This window comes from Bradyrhizobium manausense (assembly GCF_018130615.1).
Lineage (GTDB): Bacteria > Pseudomonadota > Alphaproteobacteria > Rhizobiales > Xanthobacteraceae > Bradyrhizobium > Bradyrhizobium manausense_A.
The window spans coordinates 516,420-534,022 of the sequence record NZ_JAFCKB010000002.1 but is presented as its reverse complement, the minus strand read 5'-3'; the positions used below and the strand labels follow the sequence as shown (position 1 = coordinate 534,022).

Annotated in this window: 16 protein-coding genes and 1 tRNA gene; 7 read left to right on the top strand and 10 right to left on the bottom strand. The window is 63.6% G+C overall.

Annotated elements, in window-relative coordinates:
* Window positions 1-340: 340 nt before the first annotated feature.
* The 3 genes from JQ587_RS06245 to JQ587_RS06235 all read right to left on the bottom strand — a co-directional run bounded on the left by JQ587_RS06245 (window position 341) and on the right by JQ587_RS06235 (window position 2,897).
* Window positions 341-1,504 (bottom strand): CmpA/NrtA family ABC transporter substrate-binding protein, encoded by a 1,164-nt coding sequence (locus tag JQ587_RS06245; protein ID WP_212424708.1) that lies wholly within the window; start codon window positions 1,502-1,504, stop codon window positions 341-343.
* A complete protein-coding gene (locus JQ587_RS06240) occupies window positions 1,501-2,091 on the bottom strand; it encodes an ANTAR domain-containing response regulator (protein ID WP_027559205.1) in 591 nt (196 codons plus the stop codon). Before JQ587_RS06240 ends, JQ587_RS06245 begins: the two co-directional genes overlap by 4 nt.
* 362 nt (window positions 2,092-2,453) lie before the next feature.
* Window positions 2,454-2,897: a c-type cytochrome gene (locus tag JQ587_RS06235; RefSeq protein ID WP_212424707.1), complete on the bottom strand. Its 444-nt coding sequence runs from the start codon at window positions 2,895-2,897 to the stop codon at window positions 2,454-2,456.
* A 246-nt stretch (window positions 2,898-3,143) separates the two neighbouring features.
* On the opposite strand from JQ587_RS06235, the gene rimO reads away from it, so the two are divergent.
* On the top strand, window positions 3,144-4,463 hold the full coding sequence (gene rimO, locus JQ587_RS06230) for a 30S ribosomal protein S12 methylthiotransferase RimO (protein ID WP_212424706.1): 1,320 nt from the start codon (window positions 3,144-3,146) through the stop codon (window positions 4,461-4,463).
* Window positions 4,464-4,551: 88 nt separating this feature from the next.
* Here the strand turns inward: rimO and JQ587_RS06225 are convergent, their stop codons facing one another.
* Window positions 4,552-5,493 carry a hypothetical protein gene (locus tag JQ587_RS06225; protein WP_212302327.1) on the bottom strand — a complete coding sequence of 314 codons (942 nt, stop codon included), beginning with the start codon at window positions 5,491-5,493 and terminating at the stop codon, window positions 4,552-4,554.
* 181 nt (window positions 5,494-5,674) lie between these two features.
* Between JQ587_RS06225 and JQ587_RS06220 the strand changes: the two genes are divergently transcribed.
* The 4 genes from JQ587_RS06220 (at window position 5,675) to JQ587_RS06205 (ending at window position 9,110) form a co-directional block, all read left to right on the top strand.
* Window positions 5,675-6,766, top strand: coding sequence for a tetratricopeptide repeat protein (locus JQ587_RS06220; protein WP_249154187.1), 1,092 nt, complete (start codon window positions 5,675-5,677; stop codon window positions 6,764-6,766).
* A 109-nt stretch (window positions 6,767-6,875) separates the two neighbouring features.
* Window positions 6,876-7,517: a hypothetical protein gene (locus tag JQ587_RS06215; protein ID WP_212424704.1), complete on the top strand. Its 642-nt coding sequence runs from the start codon at window positions 6,876-6,878 to the stop codon at window positions 7,515-7,517.
* Between the two features lie 286 nt (window positions 7,518-7,803).
* On the top strand, window positions 7,804-9,000 hold the full coding sequence (locus JQ587_RS06210) for an acetylornithine transaminase (RefSeq protein WP_212424703.1): 1,197 nt from the start codon (window positions 7,804-7,806) through the stop codon (window positions 8,998-9,000).
* Between the two features lie 34 nt (window positions 9,001-9,034).
* A tRNA-Arg gene (locus JQ587_RS06205) sits at window positions 9,035-9,110 on the top strand.
* 20 nt (window positions 9,111-9,130) lie between these two features.
* On the opposite strand, the gene metG is transcribed toward JQ587_RS06205, so the two are convergent.
* The 4 genes from metG to pcsA form a co-directional block, all read right to left on the bottom strand.
* Window positions 9,131-10,939 (bottom strand): methionine--tRNA ligase, encoded by a 1,809-nt coding sequence (gene metG / locus JQ587_RS06200; protein ID WP_249154186.1) that lies wholly within the window; start codon window positions 10,937-10,939, stop codon window positions 9,131-9,133.
* A gap of 116 nt (window positions 10,940-11,055) precedes the next feature.
* Window positions 11,056-12,030 carry a quinone oxidoreductase family protein gene (locus tag JQ587_RS06195; RefSeq protein WP_212424702.1) on the bottom strand — a complete coding sequence of 325 codons (975 nt, stop codon included), beginning with the start codon at window positions 12,028-12,030 and terminating at the stop codon, window positions 11,056-11,058.
* A gap of 75 nt (window positions 12,031-12,105) precedes the next feature.
* Complete coding sequence (locus JQ587_RS06190) at window positions 12,106-12,840, bottom strand: TerC family protein (RefSeq protein ID WP_212424701.1); 735 nt, start codon at window positions 12,838-12,840, stop codon at window positions 12,106-12,108.
* Window positions 12,837-13,562, bottom strand: coding sequence for a phosphatidylcholine synthase (pcsA, locus tag JQ587_RS06185; RefSeq protein ID WP_249149163.1), 726 nt, complete (start codon window positions 13,560-13,562; stop codon window positions 12,837-12,839). The genes JQ587_RS06190 and pcsA overlap by 4 nt, the downstream gene beginning before the upstream one ends.
* A 140-nt stretch (window positions 13,563-13,702) precedes the next feature.
* On the opposite strand from pcsA, the gene JQ587_RS06180 reads away from it, so the two are divergent.
* Window positions 13,703-14,887, top strand: a complete 1,185-nt coding sequence (locus tag JQ587_RS06180) for a UbiH/UbiF family hydroxylase (RefSeq protein WP_212424699.1) — start codon at window positions 13,703-13,705, stop codon at window positions 14,885-14,887.
* Between the two features lie 196 nt (window positions 14,888-15,083).
* Here JQ587_RS06180 and JQ587_RS06175 read toward each other — a convergent pair whose 3' ends face one another.
* Entirely contained in the window at window positions 15,084-16,037 is a 954-nt protein-coding gene (locus tag JQ587_RS06175) for an AEC family transporter (protein WP_212424698.1), read from the bottom strand.
* 106 nt (window positions 16,038-16,143) lie between these two features.
* Between JQ587_RS06175 and hspQ the strand changes: the two genes are divergently transcribed.
* On the top strand, window positions 16,144-16,476 hold the full coding sequence (hspQ, locus tag JQ587_RS06170) for a heat shock protein HspQ (protein WP_018317973.1): 333 nt from the start codon (window positions 16,144-16,146) through the stop codon (window positions 16,474-16,476).
* A 76-nt stretch (window positions 16,477-16,552) separates the two neighbouring features.
* On the opposite strand, the gene JQ587_RS06165 is transcribed toward hspQ, so the two are convergent.
* Window positions 16,553-17,380, bottom strand: a complete 828-nt coding sequence (locus JQ587_RS06165; RefSeq protein ID WP_212302335.1) for an invasion associated locus B family protein — start codon at window positions 17,378-17,380, stop codon at window positions 16,553-16,555.
* Between the last annotated feature and the right edge of the window lie 223 nt (window positions 17,381-17,603).

Here is a 17,603-nt window from a genome sequence, read left to right as displayed (position 1 = left end):
TCCAGCTTGCCGCGCGAGAGGCGGCGTCAACGGGTTGAACGGACGTTGATCGCTGGGAGCCGGCGGCAGGCATGCGCCTTGGCCGGAACCCTGGGCGATCCGATCAGCCTCGTTGCTGCGGAAATCCACCATGGACTTGGAGCCGCCAGCGCCCACGCCGGCGGCTTGGGTTCTCTCTATTCAAGGAGTGTGCCAACGCAGCAAAAACTGCAAAATCACCTGAAATCAGCGACTTAGATTTAGGTGCAGCGCATGAAGTGGATTGAGGTTCATGCTGCTTCGGGCAGCAACGGCCCAAAACTTGAGCTTCGAATCAGAATGGCTATTTTTTAGGCAGGCGCTAAAGAGCGCTCCGTCCCACCTCGAACGAGGCGAGATAGCCACCGAGATCCCGGGGATCAAAAGCCGGTCCCGCAAAGGCGCCGAATGGGGCGCTGGTCTGGTCGTCTCCACTGCGCCCGAGGGCGGCATCGTAAAGGTCCGCCCGGAATACGGCCATGGCGGTCTTGAGTGCTTCAGCGCTCAGTGCGGTCTGCCCCCAGCGCACCATCTGCGCATAGAGCCAGGCAGCCTGGACCGGGTCCGGACGCCCTGCCCCTTCGCGTCCGACCAGGAGATAACGGCCGCTCTCGCGCACCGCGCCCTCGGGCGAGATCTTCAGGCGCCCGGTCAGCGAGCGCTGGATCACCTCGGCATCGACACCAATCCGCTCGGGCTGTGCCAGGATCTGCGCCGCCTCAGTCAGGTTCTCCGGGCTCTCGATGAACTGGGCGCCCTTCACGGCCGCACGCACCAGCGCCGCGACAACGTCGGGGTGCTTGTCGGCCCAGACCTGCCGGACCGCCAGCACCTTCTCCGCCGCGCGCACCAGGATGTCGGAGACGAAGTGCAGGATGTGGCCGATGCCGAGATCGACCGCGACCGAATTCCAGGGCGCGCCGACGCAGAAAGCATCGACATGGCCATTGGCGAGGCTGTCCACCATGTAGGGCGGCGGCAGCACCACCAGACGCACGTCCTCGTCGGGATCGACACCGGCCGCCGCCATCCAGAATCGCAATTGGTAATTGTGGGTCGAGAATGGGAACGTCATGCCGAAGGTCAGCGGATCGGCGCCCGCCTTGCGCCGCTTGGCCACGACCTTCGCGAGTGCCTTTGCCGTGACCAGCGGATCGAAGCGGTCTCCGTCGATCTCCTCCATCAGCGCGGCATGCAGCGCCGGCGAGACCGTGATTGCGTTGCCGTTGATGCCGAGATTGAAGGGGGCTGCGATCGGCACCTTGACGTGGCCGAGCCCGAGCGAGGATGCGATCGCAACCGGCGCGAGCAGATGCGCGGCATCGAACAGCCCGATGTTCAGCTTGTCGCGGACGTTGGACCACGAGACTTCGCGCACCAGCTCGACCTCGAGCCCTTCGGCCGCGGCAAATCCCTTGTCGACGGCGACGATCAGGGCGGCGGCATCGACCAGCGGGATGAACCCGATGCGGAGGGTCGCGTTCATTTCAGCATCTCCGACGCGGTGATGATCGATTGAGCGATCTCGCCGATTTTCTTCTTCTCGCGCATGGCTGTGGAGCGCAGCAGCACATAGGCCTCGTCCTCTGTAAGGCCCTTGACCTTCATCAGGATACCCTTGGCCTTCTCGATGATCTTGCGATCCTCGAGCTGCGACTTGGTTCGCTCCAGCTCCTCCTGGAGCTTGGCGAAGGCGTTGAAGCGGGACACGCAGAGGTCGAGGATCGGCTTGATGCGCTCCTTTTTCAGCCCGTCAACGATGTACGCGGACACCCCCGCTTCGACCGAGGCCTGGATCGAGGCTGAATCGCTCTGATCGACGAACATGGCGATCGGTCGCTTCACGGCGCGGCTGACCTGGAACATCGCCTCCAGCACGTCGCGGCTGGGGTTTTCCAGATCGATCAGGATGATGTCGGGGTCCACCGCATAAATACGGGCCAGCAGGCTTTGCATCTCGCGGATATGGACGACCTGCGTAAATCCGGCCTCCCGCAACCCCTCCTCGAGGATCGCGGCCCGGATCGGGCTTTCGTCAACGATCACGATTTTGGGCGACTGTTCGGCGCTCATAGCTCACTCATGGCAGGTGATTCATCCATAGCACGCCGGAACGTCCTGCAAAGGGTTGTAATTGTGGGCAATTGGGACTAGCCGAGGCCAGTCAATCAGGCAGATCAGATATGGATCAGACGGCTGCGCCCACGGTCAGCTTCGTGTCGCTCGGCTGCGCCTGAGCCGACAAATCTTTGAGCCATCCATCCCCAGCAAACATGCCGCCCGAGGCGGCCGTCGTCAGGGCGCGTCGCATCAAGACAAGATGTCGGCTTTCGGATGCGAAGAGATATCGAACAGCAGCACGGAGCGGATCACGTAGCTCTGCCGGGCACAGGTTGAGGTCCATTCGCCGTGAAGCAAAATGATGCGGCGAAGCTTCACTCGGGCTGATGGCTGATGGCCCAGACATAGGCTGCTACTGCATCAACATCCTCTGGCTTCAGGTCGCCATCCATTCCCGGGGCCACGGCCATGTTATGCAATATCGTACGCTTCAGCTCTCTGACACTGCCGTCGCTCCAAACGAACATCCCGGCAGTCAGGTCGTTGCCATTTGGCGTTCCCTTGCCATCCACGCCGTGACAGACGCTGCACTGCCCGTTCGCGGCCTCTCCGTGAAACACACGGTCGCCGTGCAGAATGTCATCCCTCGTATATCCCGCCGGCACCGGCAAGGTGGCTGCAGGGGGCCGCATAATCTCCCTGAATATGCTGAGCGGCGGAGTCACAAGCTTGAACTCGTCCGATTGCGCCGCAACGACATCAGGCTCCACGAGGAAGATCGCGTACGCCGCCACAATAACCATGGAACGCGCTGCCACAGACCGCCTCCCAAAAATGGTTCACGTCCGGTCCCGGCGCGCTAGGCTCAAGAACAGCGCGGACGGTCGGAAACGACGGGTTCGCATTCAGAGCAGGAATTGGAACCCGGTAAATGGGACCAAGGTAGGAGCTGCGACGAGCCCACTTTATCGTCGCCGGAACATGGGTAGTGGTTGAATTTTTCCATCGGATCAATTAGTTGGATCGCCATCCAGACAATTCAGATGCAGGCTCCAGGCGATTACATGGAAAGAGCGCCGCGTATTTCATTCACATCACTCGGTTGCCCCAAGGCATTGGTGGATTCCGAGCGCATTATCACGCGCCTGCGGGCGGAGGGCTATGAGCTCGCCCGCAAGCATGACGGGGCCGACATCGTCATCGTCAACACCTGCGGCTTCCTCGACAGCGCCAAGCAGGAATCGCTGTCGGCGATCGGCGAGGCCATGGCCGAGAACGGCAAGGTGATCGTGACCGGCTGCATGGGCGCGGAGCCGGAAGCGATCGAACAGGCCTATCCCGGCGTGCTCTCGATCACCGGCCCGCAGCAATACGAGAGCGTGCTCGATGCCGTACATCGCGCGCTGCCGCCGGCGCATAATCCGCATCTCGACCTGGTGCCGCCGCAGGGCATCAAGCTGACGCCGCGGCACTACGCGTACTTGAAGATCTCCGAAGGCTGCAACAACCGCTGCACCTTCTGCATCATCCCGAAGCTGCGCGGCGATCTTGTCTCGCGTCCGGCCGACGACGTGCTGCGCGAGGCCGAGCGACTGGTCGGCGCCGGCGTCAAGGAATTGCTGGTGATCTCGCAAGACACCTCGGCCTATGGCGTCGATCTCAAATATGCCGAGAGCCCGTGGAAGGATCGCCAGGTCCGCGCCAAATTCCTCGATCTCGCGCGCGAGCTCGGCGAACTCGGCGCCTGGGTCCGGTTGCAGTATGTCTACCCCTACCCGCACGTCGACGAAGTCATCGCGCTGATGAACGAGGGCAAGGTGCTGCCCTATCTCGACATCCCGTTCCAGCATGCAAGCCCCGAAGTGCTGAAGGCGATGAAGCGCCCGGCGGCGCAGGACAAGACGCTGGCGCGGATCAAGCGCTGGCGTGAGGAATGCCCCGACCTCGCGTTGCGCTCGACCTTCATCGTCGGCTTCCCCGGCGAGACCGATTCCGACTTCGCCTATCTGCTCGACTGGCTCGATGAAGCCGAGATCGATCGGCTCGGCTGCTTCAAATACGAGCCGGTTGCGGGCGCAACGTCCAACGCGATCGCAAATCCGGTCCCGGAAGAGGTCAAGCAGGAGCGCTACAACGCCCTGATGGCCCGCCAGCAGAAGATCTCGGCGCGCCGGTTGAAGCGCAAGGTCGGCGCGCGCCAGCAGATCATCATCGACGAGGTCGGCCCCACGGTCGCAAAGGGCCGCTCCAAGGCCGATGCGCCGGAGATCGACGGCGCGGTGTACCTGTCGAGCCGCCGTCCACTCCGCGTCGGCGAGATCGTCACCGCGAAGATCGAGCGCGCAGACCAGTACGATCTGCACGGCAGCGTCGCGGGATTCTGACAATGTCAGCTGGAGCCACTCGGTTCACCTCTCCCGTAGGGAGAGGTGGGCACCGAAACGCACGACCAAACCTCGACTTGCCTTCAGTTTAAACCAGCCATTTCGGCACCCAGCGCTCCGGGCGCGGTGCGCGGGCGAGATCGGCCTGAGCCTCGGACAATTTTGCCGGCGCGCCCTCGATGGTCGGGCGCATATCGTATTCGAAATTCGGCATGACGCGGCCATCCGCATAGAGGCCGAATTTCATCGCGTACCACAGTCCGAGCTCGGGCTGCGCGCGGCGCATCTCCTCGCGCAAGTCGCGCAGCAGGGATTCGATCGAGGCGGCTTCCTCGAACGGCTGCGGCCCGCGCGACAGGACACGCGCCTCGTAGAGCTTGCCGACGATCGCGACCTCGAAATGCGTCTTGTCCCAGGCGTTCCTGCCCTTTGGCAGATGCGCGGCCAGCCGCCAGCCGAGTTCAGCCATCAGGCGATGATTGGCCCAGTATTCCTCGCGATCCCGGCTCCATTTCTCGACGAAGCCGCGGAAGTCGGGCAGCTCGGAGGCGCCGTCCTCGCACGCAACAGGCTCGCCAGCGGGCCGTCGCGCAAGCCATTGGGCAAGCTCGACCGTCTGAGGCTCGACCTCGTCGTGCGGCCGCAGATCATGCCAAGCTTTGTCGAATTGTTGGGATGTCAGTTTCGTCAGCAGCGCATCCAGGGACGGCGCGAGCAGCTCATAATCGCCCTCCGAGCCCAGCCCCACGATCGGCGGATCGTCGCGGTCGAGACCGGCGCCGTACCAGCCGCCGACGGCCGAGCCGTCCGGCAGGCGCATGAACAGCGCGAAACGGTCGCGCAAGGGACTGCCGTCGAAGATCGGGGCCTGGTCGGAGAACTGGCCCTGCAGCGAGAAGCAGCCGACGCTGCCCCAGGGGCGTCCGTTCAGCCAGCCGGCGAAATCCACCAATAAAGGCGGCGCTTCGATGCCCGGCGGAAACGCGCCGCGAATGCTGTCGAGATCGATCGGGTATGGTGTATCGGACAAGGCTGAAAACTATCTGGTTGGTCCCGCCCTTTTGGTCTGAACCGACAAGCATCCGGTTCGAACCAATTCGCGTCCTGCGATCACAAACGCGCTAGGGGCCTGTTGGTTTCTGCGCAGCAATCAAATGACGTGCCATCACAAGATCAAAATCCCATTAGGACGGTGCGCCCTGGCTGTCGCATTGACCCTGCTCGCGTTTCCGGCCGCCGCGCAATCGCCGTCGGCGGCACAGGCACGGCAGTGGTGCTTCGGTTCCGAACGGGTCAGTGACGACCGACGGCTCATCGGTTGCTCGGCCGTGCTCCAGGCCAATCCGTCGAACGAGCTTGCGCTCGCCAACCGCGGCGAGATCTTTCGGCGCAAGGGCGAGACCGAGCGGGCCTTGGCCGACCTCAACCGCGCGATCGATCTCGACGAGAGCGATGCCATCGCGTGGTATAATCGCGGCATCGTCCATGACGATCTCGGCGACCTCGACCACGCCATCATGGACTACACGCGCGCGATCCGGCTCAAGCCCGACGAGGCGCAGTACTACAACAACCGCGGAAATTCCTACATCGGCAAGAACGACCATGAGCGCGCGCTCGCCGACTATGATCGCGCGATCAAGCTCGATCCGAAATTCGCGCTCGCCTTTTTCAACCGGGGCACGGCCTATCGCAATCATGGCGAGGCCAACCGTGCGCTTTCCGATTTCGATATGTCGATCAAGCTCGATCCAAACTATGGTCCAGCCTACGGCAATCGCGCACGCATCTTTCGCGACAAGGGCGAGCGGGATCGCGCGCTGGCCGATTTTGCCAAATCGCTTCAGCTCAGCCCGAACAACGACCGCGACTATTATGCGCGCGCGAACATGTATTTCGACGCGCATGACTACGCGCAGGCGCTCGCGGACTATGACCGCGCGATCAAGGCCAATGCAAGCTATTCCGGCGTATTCAACTCGCGCTGCATGACGCATGCGATCCTCGGGCAATTGCAGGAGGCACTGACCGACTGCGAGCAATCGCTGCGAATGCGTCCGAACGATCCCTACACGCTGGACAGCCGCGGCCTCGTCCAACTCAAGCTCGGCAATCTCGACGCGGCGATCGCCGACTACGATGCGGCATTGAGCGCAAAGCCGGGGCTCGACAGCGCGCTCTACGGGCGCGGGCTTGCGAAGCGGAAGAAAGGCGACGACGAGGGCGCCGCGCGCGACATCGCTGCGGCGAAAGCGATCAACGGCGGTATCGCGGAGGTGTTCGGGCATTACGGCGTCGAGTAACCGTCGCCCGCAGCGTCACGCGCACAATGTGACACTATAATGCATTCACGCAGAGGTCACGGACTCATCCTAACTCTCGCGCGCTTTCAACGCGAGCGAGGAATGAGGAATGAGCCGCCTCTCGGACATGCTGCGCACGCAGCGCTTCGACGATTACCGCTTCTACCACCAGAGCACTGTCAATCAGACGCTGCACCTCGTCAGCGCCGTGATCTTCCTCGGCTGCTACGCACTGCTGTTCAGGGATCCGGCACTTGCCGGACTTGTCGGCTGGCTCGCGATGCTGGCGCGGCAGACCGGCCATTTCTTCTTCGAACCGAATGGCTACGACGCGGTCAACGACGTCAGCAACGAATACAAGGAAGCGGTCAAGGTCGGCTACAACCAGACCCGCAAGATCATCTTGCTGCTGGTCTGGGGCAGCGCGCCAATTGCACTGTACGTTGATCCGACGCTGTTCGGCCTGTTTGCTCCGCCAGCCGATCGTGCCGACTTCATCCGCCACATCGGCGCACTCTGGCTCGCAATCGGCATTAGTGGCGGACTGGCACGCATGCTCCAGCTCTTCGCCACGCGCGGCGTCGTGACCGGATTGGTGTGGGTGTTCAAGGTGCTGACCGATCCCTTCCACAATATCGCGCTGTACTGGAATTCGCCGCTCAAGCTGATGCGCGGCGAACTGATCGACAGCGCGATTGCGAGTGCCGACTGGGGCGGTGACGAGGCCGAGGAAGCCGCGCATCCGACCTGAGCGATGCGTGCTCAGCGCGCCATCTCGCAAGACACCCGCTTGACAACCCCTGCCCTTCGGCTGTAGGGACGCGCCCCATGATCAACTCTCGGACCAACCGCCGCGCAGCTTTCCGTCGTCGCACCAGCGACGATGATGGGTTGCGCCATGTCCGACGACGCCGCTGATCTCCTGACATCAGCACAGTTTTCGAGAAGGCCGCACCCGCAAAGTGCGGCCTTCTTGCTTTTCGCGTCCCTTTTCCACCCGCCCCCAAAGATCTTCGCTAGCTCAAGAGGAGTTCGACATGACCACCGCCACCCATCCGTATGATGCACTGATGGACATCACAGCACGGCCCAAGGCCGTGTTCGTCCGCGGCGCCGGCTCCTACCTCTGGGACGACACCCGCAAGCGCTATCTTGATTTCGTGCAGGGCTGGGCCGTGAACTGCCTTGGCCACTCCCCGCCGGCGGTTGCCGATGCGCTCGCTTCGCAAGCCAAGCGGCTGCTGACGCCCAGCCCGGCCTTCTACAACGAGCCGAGTCTCAAGCTCGCCCAGGCGCTGGTCGAGACCAGCGCGTTCGACCAGGTATTCTTTGCCAATTCCGGCGCGGAAGCCAACGAGGGCGCGATCAAGCTCGCGCGCAAATACGGCACCCTGCACAGGAACGGCGCGTTCGAGATCATCAGCTTCGAGGGCGGCTTTCACGGAAGAACCCTGGCGACGATGTCGGCCTCGGGCAAGAAGGCATTCGAGCCGCTGTTCGAGCCGAAAGTCGCCGGCTTCAAGAAGGCGAAGCTCAACGACATCGCCTCGGTTGAGAAGCTGATCAACGACAACACCGTCGCCGTGATGCTCGAGCCGATCCAGGGTGAATCGGGCGTGTGGCCCGCGACCGATCAGTTCCTGCAAGACCTGCGCACACTCACCGAGGCGCATGGTTTGCTGCTCATTTTCGACGAGATCCAGACCGGTATGGGCCGGACCGGAAAGCTCTTCCACTATGAACACACCGGCATCGCGCCCGACATCATGACGCTCGGCAAGGGCATCGGCGGCGGCGTGCCGCTCGCAGCCCTGCTTGCGACCGACCGCGCCTCCTGCTTCGAGCACGGCGACCAGGGTGGCACGTTCAACGGCAATCCGCTCATGTGCGCGGCCGGTCTTGCGGTGCTCGACGAGGTCGGCAAGCCGGAGTTCCTGAAGTCGGCCACCGAGACCGGCTTGCTGCTCGAAAGCGAGTTGCAGAAGGTCTCGGCCCGGCACGGCCTCGGCGGCGTGCGCGGACGCGGACTGCTGCTCGCGCTCGACCTCAAGCTGCCGATCGCGCCGGGAATCGTCGCGCAAGCCTTCGAGGCCGGCGTGCTGCTGAACGCGCCGCAGGTCGACACGCTGCGCTTCATGCCCGCGCTGAACGTCACGAAGGGAGAGATCGCCGAGATGATCGACTGCCTCGACGGGATCCTAACCAAGGCCGGCGCGGCGAGACGGGTGGCGTAGGTCGGCCGGCCCCGACCGAAACTGAGGGTGGCGTGGTTCCGTAGCTCAATGGATAGAGCACCGCGTTGCGGGCGCGGGGGTTCGAGGTTCGAGTCCTCGCGGGACCACCACCCTACGGCTTGGCCTGGGCTCATGCCGCGCCAAAGCGCTGCGCGAGGTGGGCTGCTTTGTCCGGGTCGATCTTCACAACAATCGGTGCCAGCTTCGCGACCGTACCGCCGGCATGATTATCGAGCAGCTCAAGACATGGCCCTGTCGGCCAATCTGGAATGCTGCCACCGCAGCCGAAGGCGTGCAAAACCCTCTCCGACAGCTCCGGAATGATGCTCCAGGCGAGCACCGCTGACAGACGCACGAGGTTGAGCCCCGTACGCGTGACCGCTGCGGCTCTGGCGCGATCGGATTTGATCGCAACCCACGGCGCGGCCTGCTGGAGATACGCATTGGCCTCACTCCAGATCGCGCGCGTCTCTGCGGCGGCCGCGCGAAACTCCAGAGCTTCGTGATGGCGACGCAGTGTGGCGATGCGTCGGTCCAGTTCGACCGCCAGCTCAAGTTCTAGCTCCGATGGCTCGCCGCTTTCGGGAATGCGGCCGTCGAAGGCGCTGTGCACAAAGCTGATGACCCGGTTGGCGAGATTGCCGAATACGTCGGCAAGGTCCTTGTTCACATCGGCGACAAAGCGCGGCACGGAAAAATCGGTATCCGCGCTTTCCGGCGCGTTGGCGATCAGCCACCAGCGCCAAAAGTCCGCCGGCAGCTCCTCGAGGGCCGCGTCGGTGAACACGCCACGCTGTGCGCTGGTCGAGAATTTGCCACCTTCGTAGGTGAGCCAGTGAAAGCCCTTGATGACATCGACCGTTTTCCAAGGCTCGCCCGATCCGAGCAGCGTCGCCGGAAAGCTGACGGCATGGAACGGAACGTTATCCTTGCCAAGGAACTGGATGTATCCGACGTCGTCGGCCTGCCACCACCAGCGTTGCCAATCGCGGCCGGGCGCTGCCTGAGCCCATTCCTGGGTGGCGGCGATGTAGCCGATCGGCGCATCGAACCATACGTAAAACACCTTGCTCTCGAAACCAGCGCGCGGGACTGGGATGCCCCAAGCCAAATCGCGGGTGATGCAGCGATCCCTGAGCTCGGCCGTCAGCCAGCTTCTGGCGGTCGACACCACGAAGGGCGGCCAGCCGTTGCGCTGGTTGATCCAGCTCCGCAGCGGCTCGACTAGAATGGACTGACGCAAGAACAGATGTCGCGTCGCGCGGATCTCGAGCGCGGTATCACCTGACAGCGCCGAGCGCGGCGCGATCAATTCGTCCGGATCGAGCAACACGCCGCAGCCGTCGCACTGGTCGCCCCTCGCCTCGCCGTGCCCGCAATGCGGACAGGTGCCCAGCACATAGCGATCGGGCAGAAATCGCTGATCGACGGGCGACCAGACCTGCCGCAATCCGCGCTCGTCTATCAGACCGGCCGCATCGAGCCGACGATAGAAATGCTGCGTCAGCACCGCGTTTTGCGGCGACGAGGTCCGGCCGAAATAATCGAATGACAGGCCGAAGCGGCGATAGATATCGGCCTGGATGACGTGCTGCCGGGTGCAGAATTCATCGACTGCCTCGCCCGCTCTGAGCGCGCCGAGCTCGGCCGGCGTGCCGTGCTCGTCGGTCGCACAGATGAACAGTACTTCGTCGCCGATTTGTCGTCTGAACCGCGCATGCACGTCGGCGGGAAGCAGCGAGCCGACGAGATTGCCGAGATGTTTGACGCCGTTGACGTAAGGCAACGCACTGGTGATGAGAATCTTGGCCATGGGGAGCGCTCTTTCGCGTTGAAATGGCGCTGAATCCGTCGACATGAAAAAGCCCTCCCGCATCGACGGAAGGGCTGGATTCAGCTCACACGCAACGCGCCAGGCGCGCGCTATCCCCTCCGGCAAACCTCCTTGCGGTCGGGCCGGGACATTCGATTCAGGATTCGTAGGTTGGCAAAATTCACTGCGCTATCCTCTGCGCCTGAAAATAGCATCGTTTCAGCGGAGCAATCAAGCGGCGCCTACGGCTTCAAGATCGACGCGCCCGTCGTCTTGCGGCTTTCCAGGTCGATATGCGCCTTCGCTGCATCCTTCAGCGCATAGGCGTGGTTGATCGGCACGTGCAGCTTGCCGTTGATGACGGCGGAAAACAGCGTGTCGGCGCCTTCCAGCAACTCCTTGCGGGTGCCGACATAGTCGTTGAGCTTCGGCCGCGTCGCAAACAGCGAGCCGTGATTGTTCAGCTCGGCGATCGAGAACGGCGGCACGGGACCTGAGGCGTTGCCGAAGGACACGAACATGCCGCGCGGCTTCAGGCATGACAGCGAGCCCGGGAAGGTCGCCTTGCCGACGCCGTCATAGACGACATCGCAGCCCTCGTTGCGGCTGATCTGCTTCACGCGGGCGACGAAGTCTTCTTCGTTGTAGAGGATGACGTGGTCACAGCCGTTGGCCTCGGCGAGCTCGGCCTTCTCGCGCGAGCCGACCGTGCCGATGACATGCGCGCCGAGCGCCCTTGCCCATTGGCAGGCCAACAGTCCGATACCGCCGGCCGCGGCATGGATCAGCACGCGATGATGCGGCTCGACCTTGAAGGTCTTGTGCAGGAGATACCAGACCGTCAGACCCTTGAGCATCAGCACGGCGCCCTGCTCGTGAGTGATGTGGTCGGGCAGCTTGACCAGCTTCTCCCAGGGAATGTTGCGCTCGCTCGTGTAGGCGCCGAGATTGTGATAGTAGGCGACGCGATCGCCGGGGTGGAAATTCGTCACGCCCGGGCCGACGGCCACAACCTCGCCCGAGGCTTCGTTGCCGGCAATGAAGGGAAGCCCCGGCGCCTTGTAGAGGCCGGTGCGATAGTAGACGTCGATGAAGTTCAGGCCGACCGCGTGCTGCCGGATGCGCACCTCGCCCGGGCCAGGCGCCGGGACCTCGACGCTCTCATAGACCAGGGCGTCGGGGCCTCCGACCTTGTGCACACGAACGGCTTTGGTCATCACCTGACCTCCTCTTCTCCAAGGCCAGCGAAAGCCATCGCGACTGCCTTGTCAACTTGACGCCAGCCGAAGCGGCTAGGCGGACGGCTTGCTCGCTCTCTTGCGATTGCGCTTCGCCAGCACGTTGAAGAACTCGACCGCCGCCGAGAACGCAATTGCAAAATAGATGTAGCCGCGCGGGATGTGGAATTTGAATCCGTCCGCGACCAGCGCCACGCCGATCAACACCAGAAAGGCCAGAGCCAGCATCTTGGTGGTCGGATGCTCGGCGACGAATCGCGCCACCGGCCCCGACGAAATGTACATGATCAGGCAGGCAATCACGACGGCTGCAATCATGATCTCGATGTCCTGCGCCATGCCGATCGCGGTGATGATCGAATCCAGCGAGAACACGATGTCGATGATCACGATCTGGACGATCACCCAGAAGAAGGCGCGGCCGCCGGAGTCCTGCGTCCCCTCGCCGTCGTCGGCCTCGACCTCGGCGTGGATCTCGTGCGTCGCCTTGGCGATCAGGAACAGGCCGCCGCCAATCAGGATGAGATCGCGCCAGGAGAAATCGTAGCCGGAGAACGAGAACACCGGCGCAGTCAGGCCGATCAGCCAGACCAGCACGCTGAGCAGGATGATGCGGAAGACCAGCGCCAGCGCCAGCCCGATCTGGCGCGCGCGATGGGCCTGCTTCTCGGGGATGCGCGAGACGATCACCGACAGGAAGATGACGTTGTCGATGCCGAGCACGATCTCGAGCGAGGTCAAAGTGAGCAGCGCGGCCCAGGCCTCGGGGCTGGTCAGAAGATGCATCATGCGAACGATCTCACCAGCCGGATCAATGCATCGCTAAAGGCGATCCAGAGCGCGATCGCGCAGAGCACGACGGTCACGCCGGTGCCGACACGAAAATCCATCTCCAGCGCGTAGAACCCGAGCAGCCCCCACAGCACGATCAACGACATGGTCAGCCAGCGCAGCCGCACGACGCGAACCGGATGCAGCACGTGAAACGGCACGAAGGTCAATACCACCAGCGCCGCAACCAGCAGCGTCGAGGACAGCGGCGGCCAGTGCAGCAGGAACAGATAGAACGCCGCCGCATTCCACAACGCCGGGAAACCGCGGAAATGATTGTCATCCGCCTTCATGCGCAGATCGGCGAAGTATAATGCGCTGGTGACGATGATGGCGATGCCGAGCAAGGGTGCGGCGACTGGCAGCAGCAGGCCGCTCGCCACGATCGCATAGGCCGGCACGAAGACATAGGTGAGGAAATCGACCACGAGATCGAGCACGTCGCCCGACCAGTTCGGCTGCACGTTCTTGACGTCGAGCAGGCGCGCGATCGGCCCGTCGATGGCATCGATGATGAGCGCGACGCCCAGCCATCCGAACATTGCCGCCCAGTGCTCGCGCACGGCCTCCAGCATCGCCAATAGCGCGATCGCCGCGCCGAAGGCGGTGAAGATGTGCACCGAGAACGCCGCGGCACGGATCGCGGGCTTCGGCTTCAGGGAGTCCTCTTGGCTGTCCATCTGAGCTTCCATGACTCCTGCTACCAGAACGGGACCGGTTTGCACATCCGCCGTCGCGGCATTGCGCCGCGCATTTCGTCACAAAAATCGGGCAAAATAGGTGGCTTGAATTTGCCGCGGGCCGTGTCAAATGTCGTTCCATGACAGACGCATCGACACTCTTTGACGTAAGCGTTATCGGCGGCGGACCGGCGGGTCTTGCGGCCGGAATTGCCTTGGCCCAAGCCGGCGCGCGAACCGCGCTGGTGGCCCGGCGCCTGCCCTACGCCGACAATCGGACCACTGCGCTGCTGGGCGCCTCCGTCGATCTCCTGGAGGGCCTCGACGTCTGGCCGCGCTGCAAGGACAAGGCGGCCTGCCTCGAGGTGATGCGCCTCGTCGACGACACCGGCCGGCTGTTCCGCGCGCCCGAGGTCAGGTTCTCCTGCCACGAGATCGGGCTCGACGCCTTCGGCTACAACATCGACAACCGGTCGCTGATGCTGGCGCTCGAGGCGCGCGCCGCCGAGTTGCAAAACCTCGTCCGTTTCGATGACGAGGCCGAAAGCAGCGTCATCGAAGCCGGTGATGTCGCAATCCGCACGGCCTCCGGCCAATTCCTCTCGGCCCGGCTCGTCGTCGGCGCCGACGGCCGCCACTCGCTGTGCCGGGAGGCCGCCGGCATTGCAGTCACGCGGCGCGACCTGACGCAGACCGCGCTGACGTTCAACGTCAGCCATACCAGGCCGCACCGAAACGTCTCGACCGAGTTCCACACGCCGCATGGCCCTTGCGTGTTCGTGCCCCTGCCCGGCAATCGTTCCAGCATCGTCTGGGTTTCGGCCCCTGCCGACGCCGAACGGCTCCGTGGCTTGAGCGACGAGGAGCTCTCCGCTGCGATCGAAAAGCAGTCGCATTCGATCCTCGGCCGCATGGCGGTCGAGCCCGGCCGCAACCTGTTTCCGCTCGCGATCGAGCGCCCAAAATCCTTCGCCCGCGATCGCATCGCGCTGGTCGGCGAAGCCGCCCATGTGGTTCCCCCGATCGGTGCCCAGGGCCTCAATCTCGGTCTGCGGGATGCTGCGGATATCGCGCGGCTCGCGGCCGAGGCCGTCGCAGCGGGCCAGGATCCAGGCGCGGATGAGGTGCTCAAGCGCTACGACCGGGCACGGCGGCCCGACATTTTGAGCCGGACGTTTGCGATCGATATCGCCAATCGCTCACTGCTCAACGACTTCCTGCCGCTCCAGCCTGTCCGCGCCGTCGGCATGCACCTGCTCGGCGCCATCGGCCCGCTCAGGCGCTTTGCCATGCGCGAGGGGCTGACGCCGACCTGGCGGAAGTAGCCGCGAATTAGCGATCAACCGGAGCGCCCGCTCGGACACCTCTCCCGTAGGGAGAGGTCGGATCGTATCGAAGATGCGATCCGGGTGAGGGCTTACGGTCTTACTGAGCGCTGCTGCGGCCCCTCACCCGGATTGCTACGCAATCCGACCTCTCCCCGACGGGGAGAGGTGAACATCCCGTCGCGCAAGCTGTCTCTTACGGAAACGCCAGCCGCCCGGTTTGAAGCAACCACATCACGCTGGTCAGCGTGACCACGGATGCAAACGTGCCGAGCAGCACGGCGACGGAGGCGGACTCGATCCAGGCATCGTTCTGGCGGGCGATCACGAACACGTTCAGCGCCGGCGGCAGCGAGGCCATCAGGATGGCGGTCGCGGCCCAGGGCTGCGCAAATGGCCCGAACGCCAGCATCAGGCCGAATGCCGCGAGTGGATGAATCAGGAGTTTGACCGCGATCACACACGGCACCTCCCACGGTACGCGGTCGAACGGGCGCAGCGCCACGGTCACGCCGAGCACGAACAGCGCGGTCGGCGCTGCGGCGTTCTGGAGGAAGGTGATGGTGCGGTCGAGCGCCACTGGCAATTCGATATGAAGCGCCGCCACCGCCGCGCCAAAACAGGCCGACATGATCAGCGGGTTGAGCACGATCTGCTTCAGCACGACGCCGAAGGCATGCACGATCGAGGGATGATCGCGGTCAGACAGCTCGATCAGCAACGGCACGATCGTGAACAGGAAGATGCTGTCGCAGCAGAAGATCAGCGCGGTCGGCGCCGCCGCCTTTGGCCCGAGCACGGCGAGCGCGAGCCCCGGCCCCATATAGCCGATATTGCCGTAACCGCCGGAGAGACCTGCAAGCGTCGCCTCACGCAGCGTCAACCCGCCCAGCACCTTGCCGACCACCAGCGCGATGCTGAACGCCGCCACCGTCGACAGCGTGGTCGCGACCAGGAACGGCGGATTGTTCAATTCCGAAAACGGCGTCTTCGACATGATCGCGAACAGCAGCGCCGGCAGCGACACGTAGAGCAGGAAGAAGTTCATCCAGGCGAGGCCTGATTCCGGCAGCGACTTGGCCTTGCCGCACGCGAAACCAACGAAGATCAAGCCGAAATAAGGTAGCGCCAGATTGAGGATATCAACCATTGATGAAGTGTTTTCTGAGGATCTGGTGGCTATCTGCCCCGCAACCGCGGGGCAATTCCAGATCAGGGCACTAGCATCGGCCACAATCCTGGTCTATCGACGGAGGATGATTAAAGCGCGGACCGCCAAATTTCAGATCGGTCAGGTCGTTCGCCACCGGATCTTCTCGTTCCGGGGGGTGATTTTCGACATCGATCCGGAATTCAACAACACCGAGGAGTGGTGGCTGTCGATCCCCGAGGAGGTGCGGCCCCACAAGGACCAGCCGTTCTACCACCTGCTCGCGGAGAACGCGGAATCCGAATATGTCGCCTACGTGTCCGAGCAGAACCTTCTGCCCGATGAGTCCGGCGAACCGATCCGCCATTCCCAGGTGGCCGAGATCTTCATCAAGAACAAGGATGGCGGCTACCGCCCGCGTAATCCCTCTCTGAACTGAACTTCTCCGCTAGCAAGCGGCCAGTAAAAAAGGCGCCCGTTCGGGCGCCTTTTTCGTGTCCGGGATTTGAGCCCGACTACTTCTGACCGGCCGGAGCTGCGGCGGGGGCACCAGGCGCACCGCCGTTCTGCTCGAGCTTCTTGCGTTGCTCCTCAGCCTTCTTCTGAAGCTCTTCCTGCAGCTTCTTCTGGGTTTCCTCGAACACCTTCGGATCGGTCGGCGGACCGTCATAGGCCTTCTGGAATTCACCGGCGAGCGGCAGCGGCAGGGTCAGCGGCGCACCGTTGGCGTTGATCGCCTGCACCACGAGGTTCTGGCCCTTCTTCATGTTGGCGAGCAGCTCGGGGGTCGCCTCGTAGTCCGACATGCAGCCGTTCTGGAAGCAGATCACATACGGGCTCTGCAGCGGCGGATTGTTGTCGACGATGATGCGGGTGCCGTGCACAAGCTGCATGCCGAGCGGCAGCGTCACGCGCAGGATCTTCTTCGGCTCGCCTTCCGGCTCGATGATCACGGCCGCGATGACCGGCTGGCCCGATTCGATGCGGCCGTCCTTGCCGGTGAAGCAGACCTGCTTGGCATTGGCGTCCTGGCCCTTGAGGCAGAACTTGGTCCAGGGGGCGTAGATCAGCTGGATCTGCTGATCTGCGGGCTGGCCGCCCTGCGCCGCAGGCGCGCCCTGCTGAGCCGGGGCCTGCTGGGCCTGCGGAGCCGGCGCGGGGGCCGGAGCCGGCGCCTTGGGGGCAGCCTTCGGAGCGGCCTTCGGGGCAGCCTTCGGCGCGGGTGCGCCCGGGGCCGGCGCCTGGGCCTCAGCGGCAAACGGGACGACCAATGCCGTCGCCGTCAACAGGGCGAGAAGGCGCCCGCGCGGCCGGACGGACGCGGCCAAATAACGGAAATTCATTGCAGAAAACCCTTTCTGAACGGGAAGTGCCCGAACCGCTGCGAAGCACCGAACAAACCGCCTTGGGTGCGGCTCTCTCCCCGTCAATTGAGGCAGATACGTGACGGGCTCGGCGCTCTTGCGCGATTGCGTGCCTTCTTAACGTGGTCGACGAAAAGATCAATGCCGACAAGCGTCTTTGGGCTCATCCGGTTGGGCGCCCAGTGAAATCCCTGTGATAGGA

Excerpts from the sequence above, each read along its gene's own strand:
- JQ587_RS06165 (WP_212302335.1), bottom strand. The coding sequence starts at position 17,380 with ATGAATTTCCGTTATTTGGCCGCGTCCGTCCGGCCGCGCGGGCGCCTT.
- JQ587_RS06210 (WP_212424703.1), top strand. The coding sequence starts at position 7,804 with ATGACCACCGCCACCCATCCGTATGATGCACTGATGGACATCACAGCA.
- JQ587_RS06195 (WP_212424702.1), bottom strand. The coding sequence starts at position 12,030 with ATGACCAAAGCCGTTCGTGTGCACAAGGTCGGAGGCCCCGACGCCCTG.
- JQ587_RS06175 (WP_212424698.1), bottom strand. The coding sequence starts at position 16,037 with ATGGTTGATATCCTCAATCTGGCGCTACCTTATTTCGGCTTGATCTTC.
- JQ587_RS06180 (WP_212424699.1), top strand. The coding sequence starts at position 13,703 with ATGACAGACGCATCGACACTCTTTGACGTAAGCGTTATCGGCGGCGGA.
- JQ587_RS06245 (WP_212424708.1), bottom strand. The coding sequence starts at position 1,504 with ATGAACGCGACCCTCCGCATCGGGTTCATCCCGCTGGTCGATGCCGCC.
- pcsA (WP_249149163.1), bottom strand. The coding sequence starts at position 13,562 with ATGGACAGCCAAGAGGACTCCCTGAAGCCGAAGCCCGCGATCCGTGCC.
- JQ587_RS06190 (WP_212424701.1), bottom strand. The coding sequence starts at position 12,840 with ATGATGCATCTTCTGACCAGCCCCGAGGCCTGGGCCGCGCTGCTCACT.
- hspQ (WP_018317973.1), top strand. The coding sequence starts at position 16,144 with ATGATTAAAGCGCGGACCGCCAAATTTCAGATCGGTCAGGTCGTTCGC.
- JQ587_RS06240 (WP_027559205.1), bottom strand. The coding sequence starts at position 2,091 with ATGAGCGCCGAACAGTCGCCCAAAATCGTGATCGTTGACGAAAGCCCG.
- rimO (WP_212424706.1), top strand. The coding sequence starts at position 3,144 with ATGGAAAGAGCGCCGCGTATTTCATTCACATCACTCGGTTGCCCCAAG.
- JQ587_RS06215 (WP_212424704.1), top strand. The coding sequence starts at position 6,876 with ATGAGCCGCCTCTCGGACATGCTGCGCACGCAGCGCTTCGACGATTAC.